The 17,231-nt window shown below is 56.5% G+C and carries 16 protein-coding genes; 9 read left to right on the top strand and 7 right to left on the bottom strand.

Features of this window, described 5'->3' with window-relative positions; all coding sequences use genetic code 11:
- Positions 1–20: 20 nt before the first annotated feature.
- From mnmA to JQR87_RS08550, 8 genes are all read left to right on the top strand, one after another.
- A complete protein-coding gene (gene mnmA / locus JQR87_RS08585) occupies positions 21–1,151 on the top strand; it encodes a tRNA 2-thiouridine(34) synthase MnmA (protein ID WP_407290913.1) in 1,131 nt (376 codons plus the stop codon).
- Positions 1,148–1,771, top strand: a complete 624-nt coding sequence (gene hflD, locus JQR87_RS08580; RefSeq protein ID WP_407290915.1) for a high frequency lysogenization protein HflD — start codon at positions 1,148–1,150, stop codon at positions 1,769–1,771. The genes mnmA and hflD overlap by 4 nt, the downstream gene beginning before the upstream one ends.
- Before the next feature lie 110 nt (positions 1,772–1,881).
- On the top strand, positions 1,882–3,252 hold the full coding sequence (gene purB, locus JQR87_RS08575; protein WP_407290917.1) for an adenylosuccinate lyase: 1,371 nt from the start codon (positions 1,882–1,884) through the stop codon (positions 3,250–3,252).
- A gap of 77 nt (positions 3,253–3,329) precedes the next feature.
- On the top strand, positions 3,330–4,496 hold the full coding sequence (locus JQR87_RS08570) for a JmjC domain-containing protein (RefSeq protein ID WP_407290918.1): 1,167 nt from the start codon (positions 3,330–3,332) through the stop codon (positions 4,494–4,496).
- On the top strand, positions 4,489–4,914 hold the full coding sequence (locus tag JQR87_RS08565) for a GNAT family N-acetyltransferase (RefSeq protein ID WP_407290920.1): 426 nt from the start codon (positions 4,489–4,491) through the stop codon (positions 4,912–4,914). The genes JQR87_RS08570 and JQR87_RS08565 overlap by 8 nt, the downstream gene beginning before the upstream one ends.
- A gap of 4 nt (positions 4,915–4,918) precedes the next feature.
- Positions 4,919–5,548, top strand: a complete 630-nt coding sequence (locus JQR87_RS08560; protein ID WP_407290922.1) for a histone acetyltransferase HPA2 — start codon at positions 4,919–4,921, stop codon at positions 5,546–5,548.
- The gene (locus JQR87_RS08555) at positions 5,545–6,351 is read left to right on the top strand and encodes a secretin N-terminal domain-containing protein (RefSeq protein WP_407290924.1); all 807 of its coding nucleotides are present in this window, start codon (positions 5,545–5,547) and stop codon (positions 6,349–6,351) included. The genes JQR87_RS08560 and JQR87_RS08555 overlap by 4 nt, the downstream gene beginning before the upstream one ends.
- A gap of 507 nt (positions 6,352–6,858) precedes the next feature.
- Entirely contained in the window at positions 6,859–8,454 is a 1,596-nt protein-coding gene (locus tag JQR87_RS08550; RefSeq protein ID WP_407290926.1) for an isocitrate lyase, read from the top strand.
- 699 nt (positions 8,455–9,153) lie between these two features.
- Here the strand turns inward: JQR87_RS08550 and JQR87_RS08545 are convergent.
- The 7 genes from JQR87_RS08545 to ppsA all read right to left on the bottom strand — a co-directional run bounded on the left by JQR87_RS08545 (position 9,154) and on the right by ppsA (position 16,130).
- Positions 9,154–10,149 (bottom strand): OmpA family protein, encoded by a 996-nt coding sequence (locus JQR87_RS08545; protein WP_407290928.1) that lies wholly within the window; start codon positions 10,147–10,149, stop codon positions 9,154–9,156.
- Positions 10,150–10,248: 99 nt separating this feature from the next.
- The gene (gene sigX / locus JQR87_RS08540) at positions 10,249–10,815 is read right to left on the bottom strand and encodes an RNA polymerase sigma factor SigX (protein WP_407297773.1); all 567 of its coding nucleotides are present in this window, start codon (positions 10,813–10,815) and stop codon (positions 10,249–10,251) included.
- Positions 10,816–10,920: 105 nt separating this feature from the next.
- On the bottom strand, positions 10,921–11,751 hold the full coding sequence (locus JQR87_RS08535) for a mechanosensitive ion channel family protein (RefSeq protein ID WP_407290930.1): 831 nt from the start codon (positions 11,749–11,751) through the stop codon (positions 10,921–10,923).
- Between the two features lie 2 nt (positions 11,752–11,753).
- Positions 11,754–11,999 carry a CrfX protein gene (locus JQR87_RS08530; protein ID WP_407290931.1) on the bottom strand — a complete coding sequence of 82 codons (246 nt, stop codon included), beginning with the start codon at positions 11,997–11,999 and terminating at the stop codon, positions 11,754–11,756.
- Positions 12,000–12,057: 58 nt separating this feature from the next.
- Positions 12,058–13,053 carry a zinc transporter ZntB gene (locus tag JQR87_RS08525; RefSeq protein ID WP_407290933.1) on the bottom strand — a complete coding sequence of 332 codons (996 nt, stop codon included), beginning with the start codon at positions 13,051–13,053 and terminating at the stop codon, positions 12,058–12,060.
- Between the two features lie 60 nt (positions 13,054–13,113).
- Positions 13,114–13,602: a ribonuclease E activity regulator RraA gene (rraA, locus tag JQR87_RS08520; protein WP_407290936.1), complete on the bottom strand. Its 489-nt coding sequence runs from the start codon at positions 13,600–13,602 to the stop codon at positions 13,114–13,116.
- Positions 13,603–13,757: 155 nt separating this feature from the next.
- Positions 13,758–16,130 (bottom strand): phosphoenolpyruvate synthase, encoded by a 2,373-nt coding sequence (ppsA, locus tag JQR87_RS08515; RefSeq protein WP_407290938.1) that lies wholly within the window; start codon positions 16,128–16,130, stop codon positions 13,758–13,760.
- 156 nt (positions 16,131–16,286) lie between these two features.
- Here ppsA and ppsR point away from each other — a divergent pair, with 156 nt between their 5' ends.
- Positions 16,287–17,105 (top strand): posphoenolpyruvate synthetase regulatory kinase/phosphorylase PpsR, encoded by an 819-nt coding sequence (gene ppsR / locus JQR87_RS08510; protein ID WP_407290940.1) that lies wholly within the window; start codon positions 16,287–16,289, stop codon positions 17,103–17,105.
- Positions 17,106–17,231: the final 126 nt, after the last annotated feature.

The raw sequence follows: 17,231 nt of genomic DNA, 5'->3' as shown, positions 1-17,231 counted from the left end.
GCAGTTGACCCTGAGTCCTTATGTCTGATTCACCGTTCGTTGCCCCAGAAAACCTTCGCGTCATCGTCGGCATGTCCGGCGGCGTCGATTCTTCGGTTTCCGCCCTGCTTCTGCTTGAACAGGGATATCAAGTCGAAGGCTTGTTCATGAAAAACTGGGAAGAAGATGACGGCACGGAATACTGCACCGCTCGCGAAGATCTGGCTGACGCACAGGCTGTCTGCGACCGGATCGGCATAAAGTTGCATACGGCAAACTTTGCCGCCGAATACTGGGACAACGTATTCGAACATTTCCTCGCTGAGTACAAAGCCGGAAGGACACCGAATCCGGACATCCTCTGCAACCGGGAAATCAAGTTCAAGGCCTTCCTCGAATACGCGCTGGCGCTCGGCGCCGACATGATCGCGACCGGACACTATGTGCGACGCCGTGACGTTGACGGGAGCAGCGAGTTGCTCAAGGGGCTGGACGCAAACAAGGACCAGAGTTATTTCCTGCATGCGGTAGGCGGCGACCAGTTGAGCAAGACATTATTTCCGGTCGGCGAACTGGAAAAACCGGCGGTCCGGGCAGTTGCCGAGAAGCACGGTCTGGCAACGGCGAAAAAGAAGGACTCCACTGGCATCTGTTTCATCGGCGAACGCCGTTTCAGCGACTTTCTCAAACAGTACCTGCCAGCGCAGCCAGGCAACATCGAAACGATAGACGGTGAAGTCATAGGCCGCCACCACGGCCTCATGTACCACACCATCGGCCAGCGTCAGGGTCTGGGTATTGGCGGCCTGAAAGATTCGAGTGACGAGCCCTGGTACGTTCTGAGCAAGGATCTTGAGCGCAACGTGCTCGTCGTGGGCCAGGGTAACGATCATCCCTGGCTGTTCTCCCGTGCCCTGCTCGCTTCGGAAATCTACTGGGTCAACCCTTTGGAACTGTCTGCCCCGATGCGGTTGTCAGCCAAGGTTCGCTATCGCCAAAGCGACCAGGCTTGCACGCTGGAGCAAACATCGGATGGCTATCGAGCCGTCTTCGATGAGCCTCAGCGCGCCGTCACGCCTGGCCAGTCCGTGGTGTTCTATGACGGTGATATCTGCCTGGGCGGCGGTGTAATCGAGACCGCGGAGCCATGGTTCGCCGGAGCCCGCCCATGACACCGCAGCAGGAGCAACTGGTAGCCCTCGGGGCTGTGTTCGAAGCCGCAGCGCTGGTTGATAGAATCGCCAGGACCGGCCAGGTGCCCAACGCGGCTCTGGGCACCATGCTCGGCAGTCTCTTGGTTCGTGAAAACGCTCCGGCGCTGGACATCTACGGCGGGGACGACCTTAACCTGCGCGAAGGCTATCGAGCCTTGGTCGGCGCGCTGGAGCGAGATACCAGCGCCTTGCAACGCGAGCCGTTGCGCTATGCGCTGGCGATGATCGGGCTGGAGCGTCAGCTGGATAAACGGCGCGACCTGCTTCAGGTAATCGGCAGTCGCCTGGATCAGATACAGCTGCAAGTCGATCATTTCGGACTGACTCATGAAAACGTGGTCGCTTCATTCGGCGGCTTGTACCAGGACACGTTAAGCACCTTCCGCCAACGAATTCAGGTGCAGGGCGACATGCGTCATTTGCAGCAAAGCGATAACGCCGCGAAAATCCGTGCGCTATTGCTAGCGGGGATTCGGTCAGCTCGGCTCTGGCGGCAACTGGGCGGGCACCGCTGGCAGATGATATTCAGCAGGCGAAAAATGCTCGACTCGCTATACCCCATGCTGAGATCGGAATAGCCGCGACGCTAAGCGCAAGGTCGTGCTCACCACAGCGGCAAATCAATCGCCGGCTTTCGTGTATAATCTGCGCCCTCTTTTCGTCGTTCGACTGTCCGAGAATGCCCTCTATGCAGCTTTCCTCGCTCACCGCGGTCTCCCCTGTCGATGGCCGCTATGCCAGCAAAACAAGCGCTCTGCGCCCCATTTTCAGCGAGTTCGGTCTGATTCGCTGCCGCGTTCAGGTCGAAGTCCGCTGGCTACAGCGCCTGGCAGCACATGCCGGTATCCCAGAGGTAGCGCCATTCTCCAAGGAGGCCAACGCACTCCTCGATCAGCTCGCCGAGAATTTTCAGCTTGAGCATGCCGAGCGCGTGAAGGAATTCGAACGCACGACCAACCACGACGTAAAGGCAGTGGAATATCTGCTCAAAGAGCAGGCCAAGCAGCTCCCCGAGTTGGCCAAGGTCAACGAGTTCATCCATTTCGCCTGCACCAGCGAAGACATCAATAATCTGTCCCATGCGCTGATGCTGCGACAGGGTCGCGATGAGGTTCTGCTGCCGCTGATGCGCCAACTGGCGGACGCGATTCGCACCCTGGCTGTCACGCATTCAGACGTACCGATGCTCTCACGCACGCATGGTCAGCCAGCCTCGCCCACTACGTTGGGCAAGGAACTGGCTAACGTGGTGTATCGTCTCGAGCGTCAGATAGCGCAGATTGCGGCAGTGCCGCTGCTCGGCAAGATCAACGGCGCCGTCGGAAACTACAACGCTCATCTGTCGGCTTACCCAGACGTTGATTGGGAAGCTAATGCACGGGAATTCATCGAACGCGATCTTGGCCTTTCCTGGAACCCGTACACGACCCAGATCGAGCCTCACGATTACATAGCCGAGCTGTTCGATGCCGTTGCTCGCTTCAATACCATCCTTATCGATTTCGACCGTGACATCTGGGGCTACATTTCGTTGGGCTACTTCAAGCAGCGCACCGTCGCTGGCGAGATCGGTTCCTCAACCATGCCGCACAAGGTCAACCCGATCGACTTTGAAAATTCCGAAGGCAATCTCGGCATCGCCAATGCACTGCTCAATCACTTGGCGAGCAAATTGCCGATTTCCCGCTGGCAACGCGACCTGACCGATTCCACCGTATTGCGCAATCTGGGTGTCGGTTTTGCTCACAGCGTCATCGCGTACGAGGCGAGCCTCAAGGGTATCGGCAAACTGGAGCTCAACGAAGCGCGTATCGCAGAAGACCTGGATGCGTGCTGGGAAGTACTGGCCGAGCCGATCCAGACCGTGATGCGCCGCTATGCCATTGAGAATCCTTACGAGAAGCTCAAGGAATTGACCCGTGGCAAAGGCATCAGCCCCGAGGCGCTGCAGACTTTTATTGACGGTCTGGATATGCCGGTCGAGGCCAAGCAGGCACTGCGCAAACTGACCCCTGCCGCTTATATCGGCAACGCCGCCGAGCAGGCCAAGCGGATCTGAGCGGATTCTATTATTTGCACGCCCGGCTGTGCCGGGCGTTTTTATTTGCAGCTCTTTAACAGAGCAAGGTAACTGGCATGACTTCCGACACCCCTTTGCAGATTCTAGGCGGCATCAGCGCACGCGAATTCCTCCGCGACTACTGGCAAAAAAAGCCGCTTTTGATTCGTCAGGCGATCCCGAACTTCGAAAGCCCGGTTTCTCCAGATGAGCTGGCCGGCTTGTCCTTAGAAGATGAGGTAGAGTCGCGCCTGGTCGTCGAGCATGGCGACACGCCATGGGAGCTGCGCCGCGGCCCTTTCAGCGAAGATACCTACCAGAACCTGCCAGAACGGGACTGGACACTGCTGGTACAGGCAGTCGATCAGCTGGTCCCGGAAGTGGCTGAGCTCATTGAGCATTTTCGGTTCCTGCCGAACTGGCGCATCGACGATGTAATGGTCAGCTTCGCGGCGCCGGGCGGCGGGGTCGGCCCGCATTTCGACAACTACGACGTTTTCCTGCTGCAGGCACACGGCCAGCGGCGCTGGCGCGTAGGACAAGTGTGCGACAGCGAGAGCCCAACGCTCCAGCATGCCGACCTGCGAATACTTGCAGACTTTCAAGGCACCGACGAATGGGTCCTCGAGCCAGGCGACATGCTCTATTTGCCACCTAAGCTCGCGCACTACGGCACGGCTGAAGATGCCTGTATGACTTACTCGCTTGGCTTCAGAGCGCCCAGCGCAGCAGAAGTACTGACACATTTCACTGATTTCCTCGCGCAGTTTTTACCTGACGAAGAGCGTTACAGTGATGCTGACATGGCTCCGATCGAAGATCCTCACCAGATCCAAAGCGATGCGCTGGATCGTCTGCGCAAGATGCTGGCCGAACATATGGGCGACGAGCGTCTGCTGCTCACTTGGTTCGGTCAATTCATGACAGAGCCTCGCTACCCCGAGCGAGTGCAGGGACCGGAGATCGAAGACCATGACATGCTTCAAGCCCTGCAGGATGGCGCCATACTCGTACGAAACCTGAGCGCACGCCTGGCCTGGAGCGAGGTGGACATCGGCTTGCTGTTGTTTGCCAGCGGCCAGAGCCGATTGCTTCCAGCCCATCTGAAGGACCTGTTGAAGTTGGTCTGCTCAGCCGATGCCTTGCATGCAGACAACCTCGCCAACTGGCTGAACGACGAGGATGGGCGTAATCTGGTGCTGCAGCTGGTTAAACAAGGAAGTCTGGAGTTCGCTGATGAGTGACATCGAAGTTCGCATCGCCGACTGGCAGCAGGACAATGCCGACCTCCGAAGAATCCGGGAGGCGGTGTTCATCGCTGAGCAATCGGTACCTCCGGAGCTGGAGTGGGACACGGACGACGTGGAAGCAGTTCATTTCCTTGCTTCGGAGAGCGGCTATCCAATCGGTACCGCTCGACTGCTTCATGACGGACACATCGGCCGTGTTTCAGTTTTGCGCGACTGGCGTGGGATGAATGTTGGAGGCGTATTGATGCGTGCAGTCATCGAAGAAGCCGAGCGCCGTGGCCTCGTCGAACAACGCCTGACTGCACAGGTGCACGCCACATCGTTCTATGAGCGTCTCGGCTTTGAAGTCGTCAGCGAAGAGTTCCTTGAGGCCGGCCTTCCCCACGTCGATATGCTACGAAAGAGCCGATAACAGCATGGCGCACGACGACCCGGATCACGCGCTCAACGAAGAAGAACTTTCGCTGATCGAATTCCAGTCACCGGGTCGCTTCAAGATTGATAACCCTGAGTTGCAGTCGGCCCTTCCAGAAGAAAGGAGCGCTGCACCTTTCTTGCTAGGGGTTAGCACCGAAGCCCAGGCTTTCAATGACATGGGTGAAGCTCGCCAGCACGCGCTTGCTTTGATCCAGCAGGTCAGGCGCAGCCTGACCATCTATACGCCCGACCTGGAACCTTGGCTGTACAACCACAGCAGCATCCAAAAAGCTTGCTCGCGGTTTCTCCTGTCCCATCCACGTAATCGCTTACGTATCCTGGTCAGCGATTCGACTCGCGCAGTCAAGGAAGGTCACCGCCTGGTCACCCTGAGCCGCAGGTTGACCAGCAATTTCTTCGTCCGTAAGGTCCATCCGGATTACCCAGTCAACGCCTCCACCTTTCTCGTAGCTGATGAGTGCGGCATGCTGATACGCCCGAACGCCGAACAATACTCCGGCCATGCGCTGTACCGAGATCCCGTCCGCGCCCGCCAGCAGCTACGGCTATTTGATGCCGCCTGGGACCGGAGCCTTACCGACCCTGACATGCGGAGTTTTCTGCTATGACTCGCCACTTCATCGCTGCCTGCCTGCTATTGGTCAGCTCTGTGCTTTATGCCGCAACAGAGGTGATCCCGCTGAACTTCCGAATGGCGGAGGACGTACTACCGATTGCCCAGTCAGTGATAGGTGATCAAGGCAAGGTGAATGCGTATGGCAATCAGCTGATTGTCAACGCGCCATCGGCGGTGATCAGCGAGCTCAGAGATGTCTTGTCCAAGCTTGATACCGAACCCCGTAGACTGCTCATCAGTGTAGATACGCAAAACTCGGCTGCCGGCAGTGAAAGCGGCTATCGGGTCGACAGCTCAACGCGCATCGGTGATGTCGAATTGCAGACCGGCCGCGGCGACATAGGCGGTAGGGACCAGGCGCGTGTCATTCGTCACAGCACCAACAGCCAAGGCGGAGGCGTGCAGCAAGTCCAGGCCACCGAGGGCTATCCGGCACTCATCCAGATAGGCCAGAGCGTCCCAATCACCACTACACAAGGGGATGGCTATGGGCAGCTCTACCAGCAAACTCATTACCGAGATATCACTCGCGGCTTCTACGCCACCGCAACGATTCAGGGCGACCAGGTGCAAGTTACGATCAGCAGCCATAACGACCGTATGAGCAGCTCTCAGCCCGGTGCAATCAACGTTCAGCAAACCGATACGCGAGTCAGCGGCCGGCTTGGTGAATGGATCGAGCTCGGCGGAGTCGACGAATCTGCAAGCTCTACCGAGAGCGGCATGCTGCGCAGATATTCCACCCAAGGCCGTCAGGACCTTTCACTACGACTAAAAGTAGACACGCTTAACTGAGAAGGTTCAGAGCAAAAATCACGCTCCGTTAAAAAATGTAGTGCTCTCAAAATTTCACTACAAAACATTTGACGAACCATTTTAGCCGGAGCATGATGGCCCCGCTCCCGCTAACCAGAGGCCCTAAAAAGGTCTCCGGATCGCACTCAGCCAACCAGCAGAGGCGTTCCGTGACTGTACTGCCCACAAGGCGGACTGACGAGGTTGCGACTGGAACGAGTCGTCCTGAGGGACGGGGAAGCGATTAACGCATCAGCTCGAGACGTCAGTTCTGCTGATCACATAACGGCCCAGTGCCGCTGTGTGGGGAATGCCACGATCATTCCACAGCCAACCGATTGCTCTTGCGATCGTAACTGCACACCCTCCTCTCCTTGGTTCAATCCTCGTCTCGGTCGATATCTCGACGTTCTGCCACGTGTAGCGCGCATCATCAGTGTAAGCACGCAGGTTTCGGTGGGAAAAGTCGGTGCTCAACCAAACACGAATATCTTTAAAGGATTGACCATGTCCGCTTATCAAAACGACATCAAAGCCGTTGCCGCTCTGAAAGAAGCAGCTGGAAGCAGCTGGAGTGCGATCAACCCTGAGTCCGTGGCACGTATGCGCGCTCAGAACCGCTTCAAAACCGGTCTGGAAATCGCCCAATACACCGCCGACATCATGCGTAAGGACATGGCTGAGTACGATGCCGATACGTCCGCCTACACACAGTCGCTAGGCTGCTGGCATGGGTTCATCGGCCAGCAGAAGCTGATCTCCATCAAGAAGCATCTGAAGACCACTAACAAGCGCTACCTCTACCTGTCGGGTTGGATGGTTGCTGCCCTGCGCTCCGAGTTCGGCCCGCTGCCGGACCAGTCCATGCACGAAAAAACAGCAGTCTCGGACCTGATCGAAGAGCTGTACACGTTCCTGCGGCAGGCTGACAGCCGCGAGCTGGACCTTCTGTTTACCGCGTTGGATGCCGCTCGTGCTGCTGGTGACAGCGCCAAAGCTGCAGACATCCAGAATCAGATCGACAACTACGAGACCCATATCGTCCCGATCATTGCCGACATCGACGCCGGTTTCGGTAACCCGGAAGCGACTTACCTGCTGGCCAAGCGCATGATCGAAGCGGGTGCATGCTGCATCCAGATCGAAAATCAGGTTTCCGACGAGAAGCAGTGTGGCCACCAGGACGGTAAAGTTACCGTTCCTCACGCTGACTTTCTCGCCAAAATTGCCGCCGTTCGTTACGCGTTCCTCGAACTGGGCATCGACAACGGCGTCATCGTAGCGCGTACCGACTCCCTGGGTGCTGGCCTGACCAAGCAAATCGCCGTAACCAAAGAGCCGGGCGACCTGGGTGATCTGTACAACTCGTTCCTGGACTGTGACGAAATCTCCGAGGCCGATCTTGGTAACGGCGACGTCGTCATCAAGCGCGAAGGCAAGCTACTGCGTCCGAAGCGCCTTCCAAGCAACCTCTTCCAGTTCCGCAAAGGTACCGGTGAAGACCGTTGTGTCCTCGACTGCATCACGTCGCTGCAAAATGGCGCAGACATGCTGTGGATCGAAACCGAGAAGCCGCACGTAGGCCAGATCAAGGGCATGGTTGACCGCATCCGCGAAGTCATTCCGAACGCGAAGCTGGTTTACAACAACAGCCCGTCTTTCAACTGGACGCTGAACTTCCGCCAGCAGGTATTCGATACCATGGTTGCCGAAGGCAAGGACGTATCCGCCTACGATCGCGCCAAGCTGATGAGCGTCGAATACGACGAAACCGAACTGGCCCAGATTGCCGACGAGAAGATCCGCACCTTCCAGAAGGATGGCTCCGCTCATGCCGGTATCTTCCACCACCTGATCACCCTGCCGACTTACCACACCGCAGCCCTGTCGACCGACAACCTGGCAAAAGGATACTTCGCTGACCTGGGCATGCTGGCTTACGTCAAAGGCGTTCAGCGTGAAGAACTGCGTCAGGGCATCGCCTGCGTCAAACACCAGAACATGGCCGGTTCTGACATAGGCGACAACCACAAGGAGTACTTCGCTGGCGAAGCCGCTCTGAAGGCTAGCGGTAAAGACAACACCATGAACCAGTTCCACTAAGAGCTGTGTAGCGCCCGGACCACCATTCGGGCGCCAGTGGTGAAAAGGTGCTACGGCATCGACAGAAAGCTGCTCCCTCTAAAGGAGCAGCTTTTTTTTGTGCACTGTCCGTGCAGCAATCTCATCAATCCTGGCTGCCAGGCGAATCCATCCATTAACCCCGCCCACATCTCGATAGATCCCGATACGCCATATCGCAAGCCACCCATGCGAGCGACGCATGATCGATCAATCCACCAGCCGTTGAACTAGCGCGACAGCTGCGGACACTGTTTAGTCAACAGCGCAGCGAGCCGGAACGAGGTCACGCCAGAATACGCCGCGCCAGATCCTGGCCGGTTACATAGAAGTGCATCGCCGGACCTCCGGCATGGCCTGGGGCCAATGTCACGCTACGACGTCGACGCCTCTTCCAGGTTATGCCCGGCACGCGAGTCAGGCATTTTCTAGCTAGACGATCAACTTACCTTGCCCGAGAGGAAAGCTCGGTACCCAGCGGTAACCGGATGGTGTGAGATCTGCTATGTCATCGTAGATGATGTGGTTCGCATACTAAAGCCGCCCACAGACGACAGCACGACCACCATTGACTATTTCGAAGGCAAAAAAAATCCGATGCCATTACTGGCATCGGATTGGGGCAAGCTCGATAAAAACCGACTATTTAGCGTTGCCTGGAGCTAGCGAAACAAGACCCGATTAACGAACCTGCGCTTCGACTTCCGCTTCTACACGACGGTTGATCTGACGGCCTTCTTCGGTGCTGTTGTCAGCAACCGGACGGGATTCGCCGTAACCGACCGAGTCGACACGCTCGCCACCGACACCGTACTGATTAACCAATACTTCACGTACGGCCTGAGCACGACGTTCGGACAGACGCTGATTGTATTGGTCAGTACCGATGGAGTCAGTGTGACCGGCGACGGTCGTATTGGTCTGAGGATACTGCTGCATGAAATCAGCCAGGTTCTTGATGTCGTCGTAGCTTTCCTCGCGAACACGGGCCTCGTCGAAGTCAAACTTGACGTCCAGTTCGACACGGACGATTTCCGGTTCTGGCTCCGGCTCGTTATCGACCATTGGTGCTGGGGCCGGAGCGGGAGTCGGCTCGACCTGGGCAACTTGCTGCTGCTGTCCGCCGCCACCGAAATTCAGACCTACACCAACGCCAGCCATCCATTCGCTATCACCAGCGTCGATGTTGTGCATGCCGTCGACGCTAGCTTTAGCAAAGAAATTCTCGGTGAAGTAATACTTCACGCCCGCGCCGATATTGGCAAACGTACTGTGATCACGACCGCTACGTGCAGCTTGACCAATGCTCTGATGAGCCACGCCAGCGGATACATAAGGACGCAGGCCGACACCAGGCTGACCGAAGTGGTAAGCCGCATCGAGCGAGGTCAGGCTGCCTTTGATGTTTTTATGTCCGCCGCCAGCTACCGGCTCGTCCGAAGTGACGTCATGGTATTCACCGTAGGACAGGCCCAGGGAAACATCATCGGTGAGGAAGTAGCTTACGCCAGCGCCATAGAGCTCACCTTCGTCTTCAAAGTCACGCGAGCTGTCAGAAAAATAATGCTTGCCGAAAGCCTCAACCTCTACAGCGCCCTGGCCTTGTGCGAGTGCGTTAAGAGAAGTGGCAGCAACCAATGAGCTGATTACAACGCCCAAGGTATTTTTAAGTTTCATCCGTAAATCCCCATCTGGTGGTGAGTATCAGAACAATCTAAGGAAACCGGCTGTCTGTAGGCCCAAGCTGTTCGCTAACAGTAAGACAGCTTTACGCGATTAAGTTTCAGCAAGTCCCGAGAATTTTTCTCGTAGTTTATCCAGCGCTCGCTTGTAGCGCATCTTCGTTGCGCTTAGTCCCATATGCATGATATCCGCGATCTCCTGAAACTCCAGCTCTGCTACGAAGCGCAGAACAAGGATCTCCCGGTCAATCTGGTTTACGTGAACTAGCCATTTGTCTAGTTCAGGCCGCTCCTCGACACTCGGCGATTTTTCATCCGAGGCTTCCTCGATCGGGTCAAGGCTCAGTGCATCAAGCAAGCGGCGCTTGCGTCGCTCTTTCCGATATTGGGTAATACACTCATTATAAGTAATGCTATATAGCCATGTCTTGAACTTTGATTTCCCCTCGAAGTTTTTTAACCCGTATAAAACCTTGAGCATCACTTCCTGACAGACATCATCGGCGTCCCGATCATTCCCCAAGTAACGTGCACATACGTTAAACAGCGTCCGCTGATATCGGCGCATCAACTCTTCATAAGCACGCGTTATATGGAAAAGTTCGACATGAGCACGCTGCACCAGCTCCTCATCGGAGAGCTGGCGGGGGTCATAGTTCATCGTCGGCGGATGGTGTTTAGTCAAGACGCTTCGAACCGGCAGTAGTCGTGGCAGCCCTTCGCATTACCCGCAAAAGGGGCGGCGCACTTTAACAGAATGCCGGGCCTAACGGCTGGCTACACGCTGCTCAAGCAGCACTCTATTTGCAACCGAGACCAATTCACCTTCGTCTGTCAGGATCAACGTCTTAGCCGTTCCGATTTCTTCGATTTCGCCTTCGAGATCGAGGCTCTCTATCCGGACGCGCTGACCGACCTCATAAAGCTCGCGAGCATATATGCCTGCCAGGATTTGGCTTACAAGTTCACGGCTTCCCAGACCAAACGCCAACGCAACGGCCAGGCCTACCGAGATCAGGGCGATGGCAATTACATAGTTGAGCAGCTCGGTCTTGACTTCGAGCTGACCAATCGCCACCGATATGCTGATGATAATCACCAGCCCTTGAGCGATGCGACCGAGCCCACTGGCATACTCCAGGCCGACCCCTTCGGCAGCCCCACGCACTAGTCCGTTAACCACCTGGGCAAGTAGCACCCCGGCGAGCAGGATCAGCGCAGCACCGAAAACCTTCGGCACGTACAGCGCCAACATGTCGAGCACCGCTGATACCCGAGCAAGCCCGAGGGATTCAGCTGCCGAGACGAGGAATACCAATAACACGAACCAATAGACGATCTTGCCGATCAGGGCTGAAGCGGGAACCCGTATTCCTGCTCTGGCGAGCAGCTTATTTACCCCGGTTCCTGCAACCAGACGGTCGAGCCCAACCTTCGCGAGCAACTTCGACAGCAACGTATCGAGCAGCTTGGCAACAACGAAACCAATCGCCACAACGAGCAGTGCGCCAAACAGGCGAGGAATGAATGCCGCAATCGGGGCCCACAAGGCGTTCATAGCGCCCAGCAGGCTCTGGCTCCAAGGATCGAATTCCATGATCAATTGGCCTTATGGTGAGGGGTGGCTTGATTGGATTGACGCCGCGTAGTCGCTTTAGCTTGGCTCGGGCGGCCGCTGGCGGCGATCAGAACGGTCTGCAGCCAATTCCCCATCAGACCGAACAGGTCTCCAGCCCCAACTTGTCGGTTGGCAGTCTTCAACACACGGTCGAGACATGCATTGTCGTCATGGGGGGATTGCGCATTGAGCATGTCGCGCAGCGACTCTTCAAAGGGATCGCGCATTTTGAACCTCGTTAAGCAGTGTCACCTAGACGGCCCACTGGTACGCCTAAGTCACATTTCAGATCCATTTGAGGCGACGGAAGATCAACCACTGACCGCCAGCAACTCCTGCTATAGCAGCGCATGCCAGGTAAAACCCATAGGGGTGTTCGGAACCAGGGATCCCGCCAACATTGATACCCAGCAAACCGGTGACAAAGCTCATCGGGAGGAAAAAGCCTGTGATGATTCCGAGCAGGTACATGGTCCTGTTCATTCGCTCGCGCATACGCCTCTCTTCGGCCTCAAGAACGAGGTTGACCCGTTCCCGAACGAGCTCCAACTCCTCGAGATAACGAATCAACCGGTTGCTCAGCTCGTTCCAGTAATCCGTATCGTCCTCGACGAACCATGGCAAACGGTTGCGCGTCAGCTGGCTGTAGATCTCCCGCTGCGGTAGCAAAAACCGGCGCAGGCTAGCCGCTTGACGGCGCATCGAGAGCATCCTGTCCTGCGCTGGCGAGTAACGATCATCAACCTCGACGCGATCTTCTTCTTCGTCGAGCTTCTCCGTAAGCATCTCGACAAGATCATCGACTCGATTGGTAAGCGCATCAGCAAGCGCCAGGAGCACCTCTGAAGAGGTCTTCGGCCCGACACCTGCTTCAAGCTGTTGAATGACCGTTTCAGTGGAGCGCAACGGACGCAGGCGCAGGGAAATGACTCGGCGTGAATCGGCGAAGACGCGCAAGGAGACCATGTCTTCCGGCTCGGCGTCAGGGTTTAGATTAACCCCTCGAAGGAACAACAACAGCTCGTCGTTTGCCAACGCCAACATCCGTGGCCGCGTGTTCTCCTCGAGCAGAACATCGCAGGCAAAAGCGTTGAGCCCGCTCTGTTTGCGCAGCCAGTCTTTCGAACTCGACTGCCCTCGATCCCAGTGCAGCCAGAGGCTTTCTGCATCAGTTAACTCGACCGACGCGATATCGCTGTAGGAGATCGAGCGTGCGCCTCCTTGCCCATCGAGCACTAAAGCGTGCAACAGCCCTGATTGTGAGGTCGGCTCTGGGAACATCTGTCTCGCTCAAATTAAAAAACCCGGCAAGGCCGGGCTCGGAACGGCAAAATGTGGGGCTTAATCCGGCATTTTCAATAGCTCAGGCGAAACAATGATGCCGTTATTGTCCGCATAGATGTATTCGCCCGGCCGGAACGTGACGCCGCAAAAGGTCACCGGCACGTTCAGGTCACCGATACCGCGCTTGTCGGTTTTCATAGGATGAGTCGCGAGCGCCTGCACACCCAGTTCGGTTTGCGCGATCACGTCTACGTCTCGGATGCAGCCATATATCACCAAGCCTTCCCATCCGTTTCGAGCGGCCTTCTCTGCCAACATATCACCCAACAGCGCTCGGCGCAGAGAGCCACCGCCATCGACAACGAGTACTTTGCCTGTGCCCTCTGTGTCCACCTGCTCTTTGACCAGCGAATTGTCTTCAAAACATTTGATAGTGACAATCTGGCCACCGAACGAATCACGGCCGCCAAAGTTGCTGAAAATAGGCTCGACGACTTGAACGAGATCAGGATAGGCGTCGCATAGATCGGGAGTGACGTATTGCATGGAAACCTCCTTACCAATAACTGCATTGAATCTGTCTGCAAGCTAGCTTTTGCCTCTACATCGACGCCCCGCCTTGAAAGGTCGAACGAACACCCGCTCCGGCTCGCAGACAGCAAAAGGGGCGGATATCCGCCCCTTGCTCTTCACCATCTAACTCATTCCATCTCAGCGTCAGCCAAGAAGAACCAGGTATCCAGTACGGAGTCCGGGTTCAGCGAAACGCTCTCGATGCCCTGTTCCATCAGCCATTTGGCCAGGTCCGGATGGTCTGACGGTCCCTGGCCGCAAATGCCGATGTATTTACCCGCCTTGTTGCAGGCTTCGATCGCATTGGCCAGCAGCTTCTTCACTGCAGGATTCCGCTCATCGAACAGGTGCGCAATGATGCCGGAGTCGCGGTCCAGGCCAAGCGCAAGCTGGGTCATGTCGTTGGAACCGATTGAGAAACCGTCGAAGAATTCCAGGAACTCATCAGCCAGCAGTGCGTTAGAAGGCAGCTCGCACATCATGATGATGCGCAGGCCGTTCTCGCCGCGTTTCAGGCCGAACTGGCCCAGAATGTCGATTACCTGCGATGCCTCACCCAACGTACGAACGAACGGAACCATCAGTTCCACGTTGGTCAGCCCCATTTCCTCGCGAACCTTGCGCATTGCGCGGCACTCGAGTTCGAAACAGTCGCGGAAAGATTCGCTGATATAGCGGGAAGCACCGCGGAAGCCGAGCATCGGGTTTTCTTCTTCCGGCTCGTAGAGCTTGCCGCCGATCAGGTTGGCATACTCGTTGGACTTGAAGTCGGACAGCCGCACAATAACTTTCTTCGGCCAAAACGCAGCAGCCAGGGTGCTCACGCCTTCGACCAGCTTTTCGACATAGAAATCGACCGGATCGCCGTAGCCCGCAATACGCTTCTCGACGCTGCCTTTAATATCGGCCGGTAGACCGTCGAAATTCAGCAGCGCCTTGGGGTGAACCCCGATCATGCGATTGATGATGAATTCGAGACGGGCAAGGCCGACGCCTTCGTTCGGTAATTGGGCGAAATCGAACGCACGATCGGGGTTGCCGACGTTCATCATGATTTTGAACGGTAGCTCCGGCATCGCGTCGATCGAGTTCTGACGGACATCGAAGCCCAGTTCGCCCTCGAAGATCAGCCCGGTATCGCCTTCGGCGCAGGTGACTGTGACGCGCTGGCCATCCTCGAGCAGTTCGGTTGCGTTACCGCAGCCGACAACCGCCGGAATGCCCAGCTCTCGAGCAATGATGGCTGCGTGGCAGGTACGTCCGCCGCGGTTGGTGACGATCGCGCTGGCGCGTTTCATCACAGGTTCCCAATCCGGATCGGTCATGTCTGACACAAGCACGTCGCCGGGCTGAACCTTGTCCATCTCGGATACGTCGTGGATGATTTTCACAGGGCCCGCGCCGATGCGTTGACCGATGGCGCGTCCCTCGACGAGTACCTTGCCCTTCTCTTTCAGCAGATAACGCTCCATGACGTTGGCGCTGCTGCGGCTCTTAACCGTTTCCGGACGCGCCTGGACGATGTACAGCTGGTTGTCGTCACCGTCTTTGGCCCACTCGATATCCATTGGGCGGCCGTAGTGTTTTTCGATGATCATCGCTTGCTTGGCGAGATTGGCGACTTCTTCATCGCTCAAGCAGAAACGCATACGGTCAGCCTGCTCGACGTCAACCGTCTTGACCGACTTACCGGCACTGGCTTCTTCGCCATATACCATTTTGATTGCCTTGCTGCCGAGGTTACGGCGTAGGATCGCTGGACGGCCGGCTTCAAGCGTGTGCTTGTGAACATAGAATTCGTCAGGGTTGACTGCGCCCTGTACAACGGTTTCACCGAGGCCGTATGCACCGGTGATGAACACGACGTCGCGGAAGCCCGACTCAGTGTCCAGGGTAAACATGACGCCGGCCGTTCCGGTTTCGGAGCGAACCATGCGCTGGACGCCAGCGGACAGAGCGACCAGCTTGTGATCGAACCCCTGGTGGACACGATAGGCAATGGCACGGTCGTTGAAAAGAGAGGCGAAAACCTCTTTGGCGGCGCGGATGACGTTGTCGACGCCGCGAATGTTCAGGAAGGTTTCCTGCTGGCCGGCAAACGAGGCATCCGGCAGGTCTTCAGCCGTTGCCGATGAGCGAACCGCTACGGCCATGTTGTCGTTGCCGGCTGACATCTCGGCAAAGGCGGCACGGATGTCCGCATCTAGCTTGGGAGGGAATTCGGCTTCCATGACCCAGCCACGGATTTGCGAGCCGGCTTTGGCAAGGGCGTTGACGTCGTCGACGTCCAACGAATCGAGAAGTGCATGGATCTGCTCGTTAAGACCGCTGAGCTCCATGAAATCACGATAGGCCTGCGCCGTAGTGGCGAAACCACCAGGTACCGAAACACCCGCACCTGCGAGGTTGCTGATCATCTCGCCGAGGGAGGCGTTCTTGCCCCCTACGCGCTCAACATCGTGATTGCCGAGCTTATCGAGGGAAACTACGTACTCTACCAAGGTGATCTCTCCACGTTGTGTTGGAAACTCGGTTCGTGCCCATCCGAAGCACGGTGGCCTGGCCCTGCGAAATAAGTAACAATGCCAGCCAATCGAGGCTCGGCGAAGGGGCCTACTATAGCTGAGAATAGTTCTTGACTTAAGGTCCCAGGCGCAATGAAACGAACTGCCTTTTTCATCTCCGACGGTACCGGAATCACGGCCGAAACACTTGGCCAGAGCCTGTTGGCACAGTTCGAAACGATCAGCTTCACCAAGCTCACCCGACCGTATATCGACACAGCCGAAAAAGCGCGGGCGATGGTACAGCAAATCAATAAAGCGGCGGAAAGCGACGGAGCGCGGCCGATCATATTCGATACGTTGGTGAACCAGGAAATCCGCGACATTCTGGCGGAATCCAATGGGTTCATGATCGACATCTTTTCATCCTTCCTTGCTCCGCTTGAACATGAACTGATGTCACGCTCGTCCTATTCGGTCGGCAAATCCCATTCGATCAGCCATAACACCAACTACATGGAGCGAATCGACGCTGTCAATTTCGCTCTGGACAACGATGATGGCGCCCGTACGCACTACTACGACAAGGCGGATCTCATTTTGGTCGGCGTCTCCAGGTGCGGCAAAACGCCTACCTGTCTCTACATGGCGATGCAGTACGGCATACGAGCCGCCAACTACCCGCTGACAGAAGACGACATGGAGCGCTTGCAACTCCCGCCCGCGCTCAAGACGCACCGCGACAAGCTTTTTGGGCTGACCATCGACCCGGATCGCCTGACCGCTATTCGCAACGAGCGTAAACCCAACAGTCGCTACGCCAGTTATGCACAGTGCGAGTTTGAAGTTCGCGAGGTTGAGAATCTCTTTCGCCGCGAGAACATCAACTACATCAACTCGACTCACTTTTCCGTTGAGGAAATATCCGCCAAGATCCTTGTCGAGAAAGGCGTCGAGCGCCGTCTCAAATAAGTGCCGCTTCGCTAGACAACGAAAAGTCCGCTTAGTGCGGACTTTTCTGTTTTGCCAATTACATTTTTGCTGATCCTTTCGATCCTTTCGCTTCGCCCAACTGTCATCGGCGACTCGATCCTATGT

This window comes from Stutzerimonas stutzeri, from assembly GCF_051028275.1.
In the GTDB taxonomy this organism is placed as follows: Bacteria; Pseudomonadota; Gammaproteobacteria; order Pseudomonadales; family Pseudomonadaceae; genus Stutzerimonas; species Stutzerimonas stutzeri_AS.
This window is presented reverse-complemented; position numbering and strand designations above follow the sequence as displayed.

Coding starts and splice junctions, on each gene's coding strand:
- mnmA (WP_407290913.1), top strand. CDS start 21: ATGTCTGATTCACCGTTCGTTGCCCCAGAAAACCTTCGCGTCATCGTC.
- hflD (WP_407290915.1), top strand. CDS start 1,148: ATGACACCGCAGCAGGAGCAACTGGTAGCCCTCGGGGCTGTGTTCGAA.
- purB (WP_407290917.1), top strand. CDS start 1,882: ATGCAGCTTTCCTCGCTCACCGCGGTCTCCCCTGTCGATGGCCGCTAT.
- JQR87_RS08570 (WP_407290918.1), top strand. CDS start 3,330: ATGACTTCCGACACCCCTTTGCAGATTCTAGGCGGCATCAGCGCACGC.
- JQR87_RS08565 (WP_407290920.1), top strand. CDS start 4,489: ATGAGTGACATCGAAGTTCGCATCGCCGACTGGCAGCAGGACAATGCC.
- JQR87_RS08560 (WP_407290922.1), top strand. CDS start 4,919: ATGGCGCACGACGACCCGGATCACGCGCTCAACGAAGAAGAACTTTCG.
- JQR87_RS08555 (WP_407290924.1), top strand. CDS start 5,545: ATGACTCGCCACTTCATCGCTGCCTGCCTGCTATTGGTCAGCTCTGTG.
- JQR87_RS08550 (WP_407290926.1), top strand. CDS start 6,859: ATGTCCGCTTATCAAAACGACATCAAAGCCGTTGCCGCTCTGAAAGAA.
- JQR87_RS08545 (WP_407290928.1), bottom strand. CDS start 10,149: ATGAAACTTAAAAATACCTTGGGCGTTGTAATCAGCTCATTGGTTGCT.
- sigX (WP_407297773.1), bottom strand. CDS start 10,815: ATGAACTATGACCCCCGCCAGCTCTCCGATGAGGAGCTGGTGCAGCGT.
- JQR87_RS08535 (WP_407290930.1), bottom strand. CDS start 11,751: ATGGAATTCGATCCTTGGAGCCAGAGCCTGCTGGGCGCTATGAACGCC.
- JQR87_RS08530 (WP_407290931.1), bottom strand. CDS start 11,999: ATGCGCGATCCCTTTGAAGAGTCGCTGCGCGACATGCTCAATGCGCAA.
- JQR87_RS08525 (WP_407290933.1), bottom strand. CDS start 13,053: ATGTTCCCAGAGCCGACCTCACAATCAGGGCTGTTGCACGCTTTAGTG.
- rraA (WP_407290936.1), bottom strand. CDS start 13,602: ATGCAATACGTCACTCCCGATCTATGCGACGCCTATCCTGATCTCGTT.
- ppsR (WP_407290940.1), top strand. CDS start 16,287: ATGAAACGAACTGCCTTTTTCATCTCCGACGGTACCGGAATCACGGCC.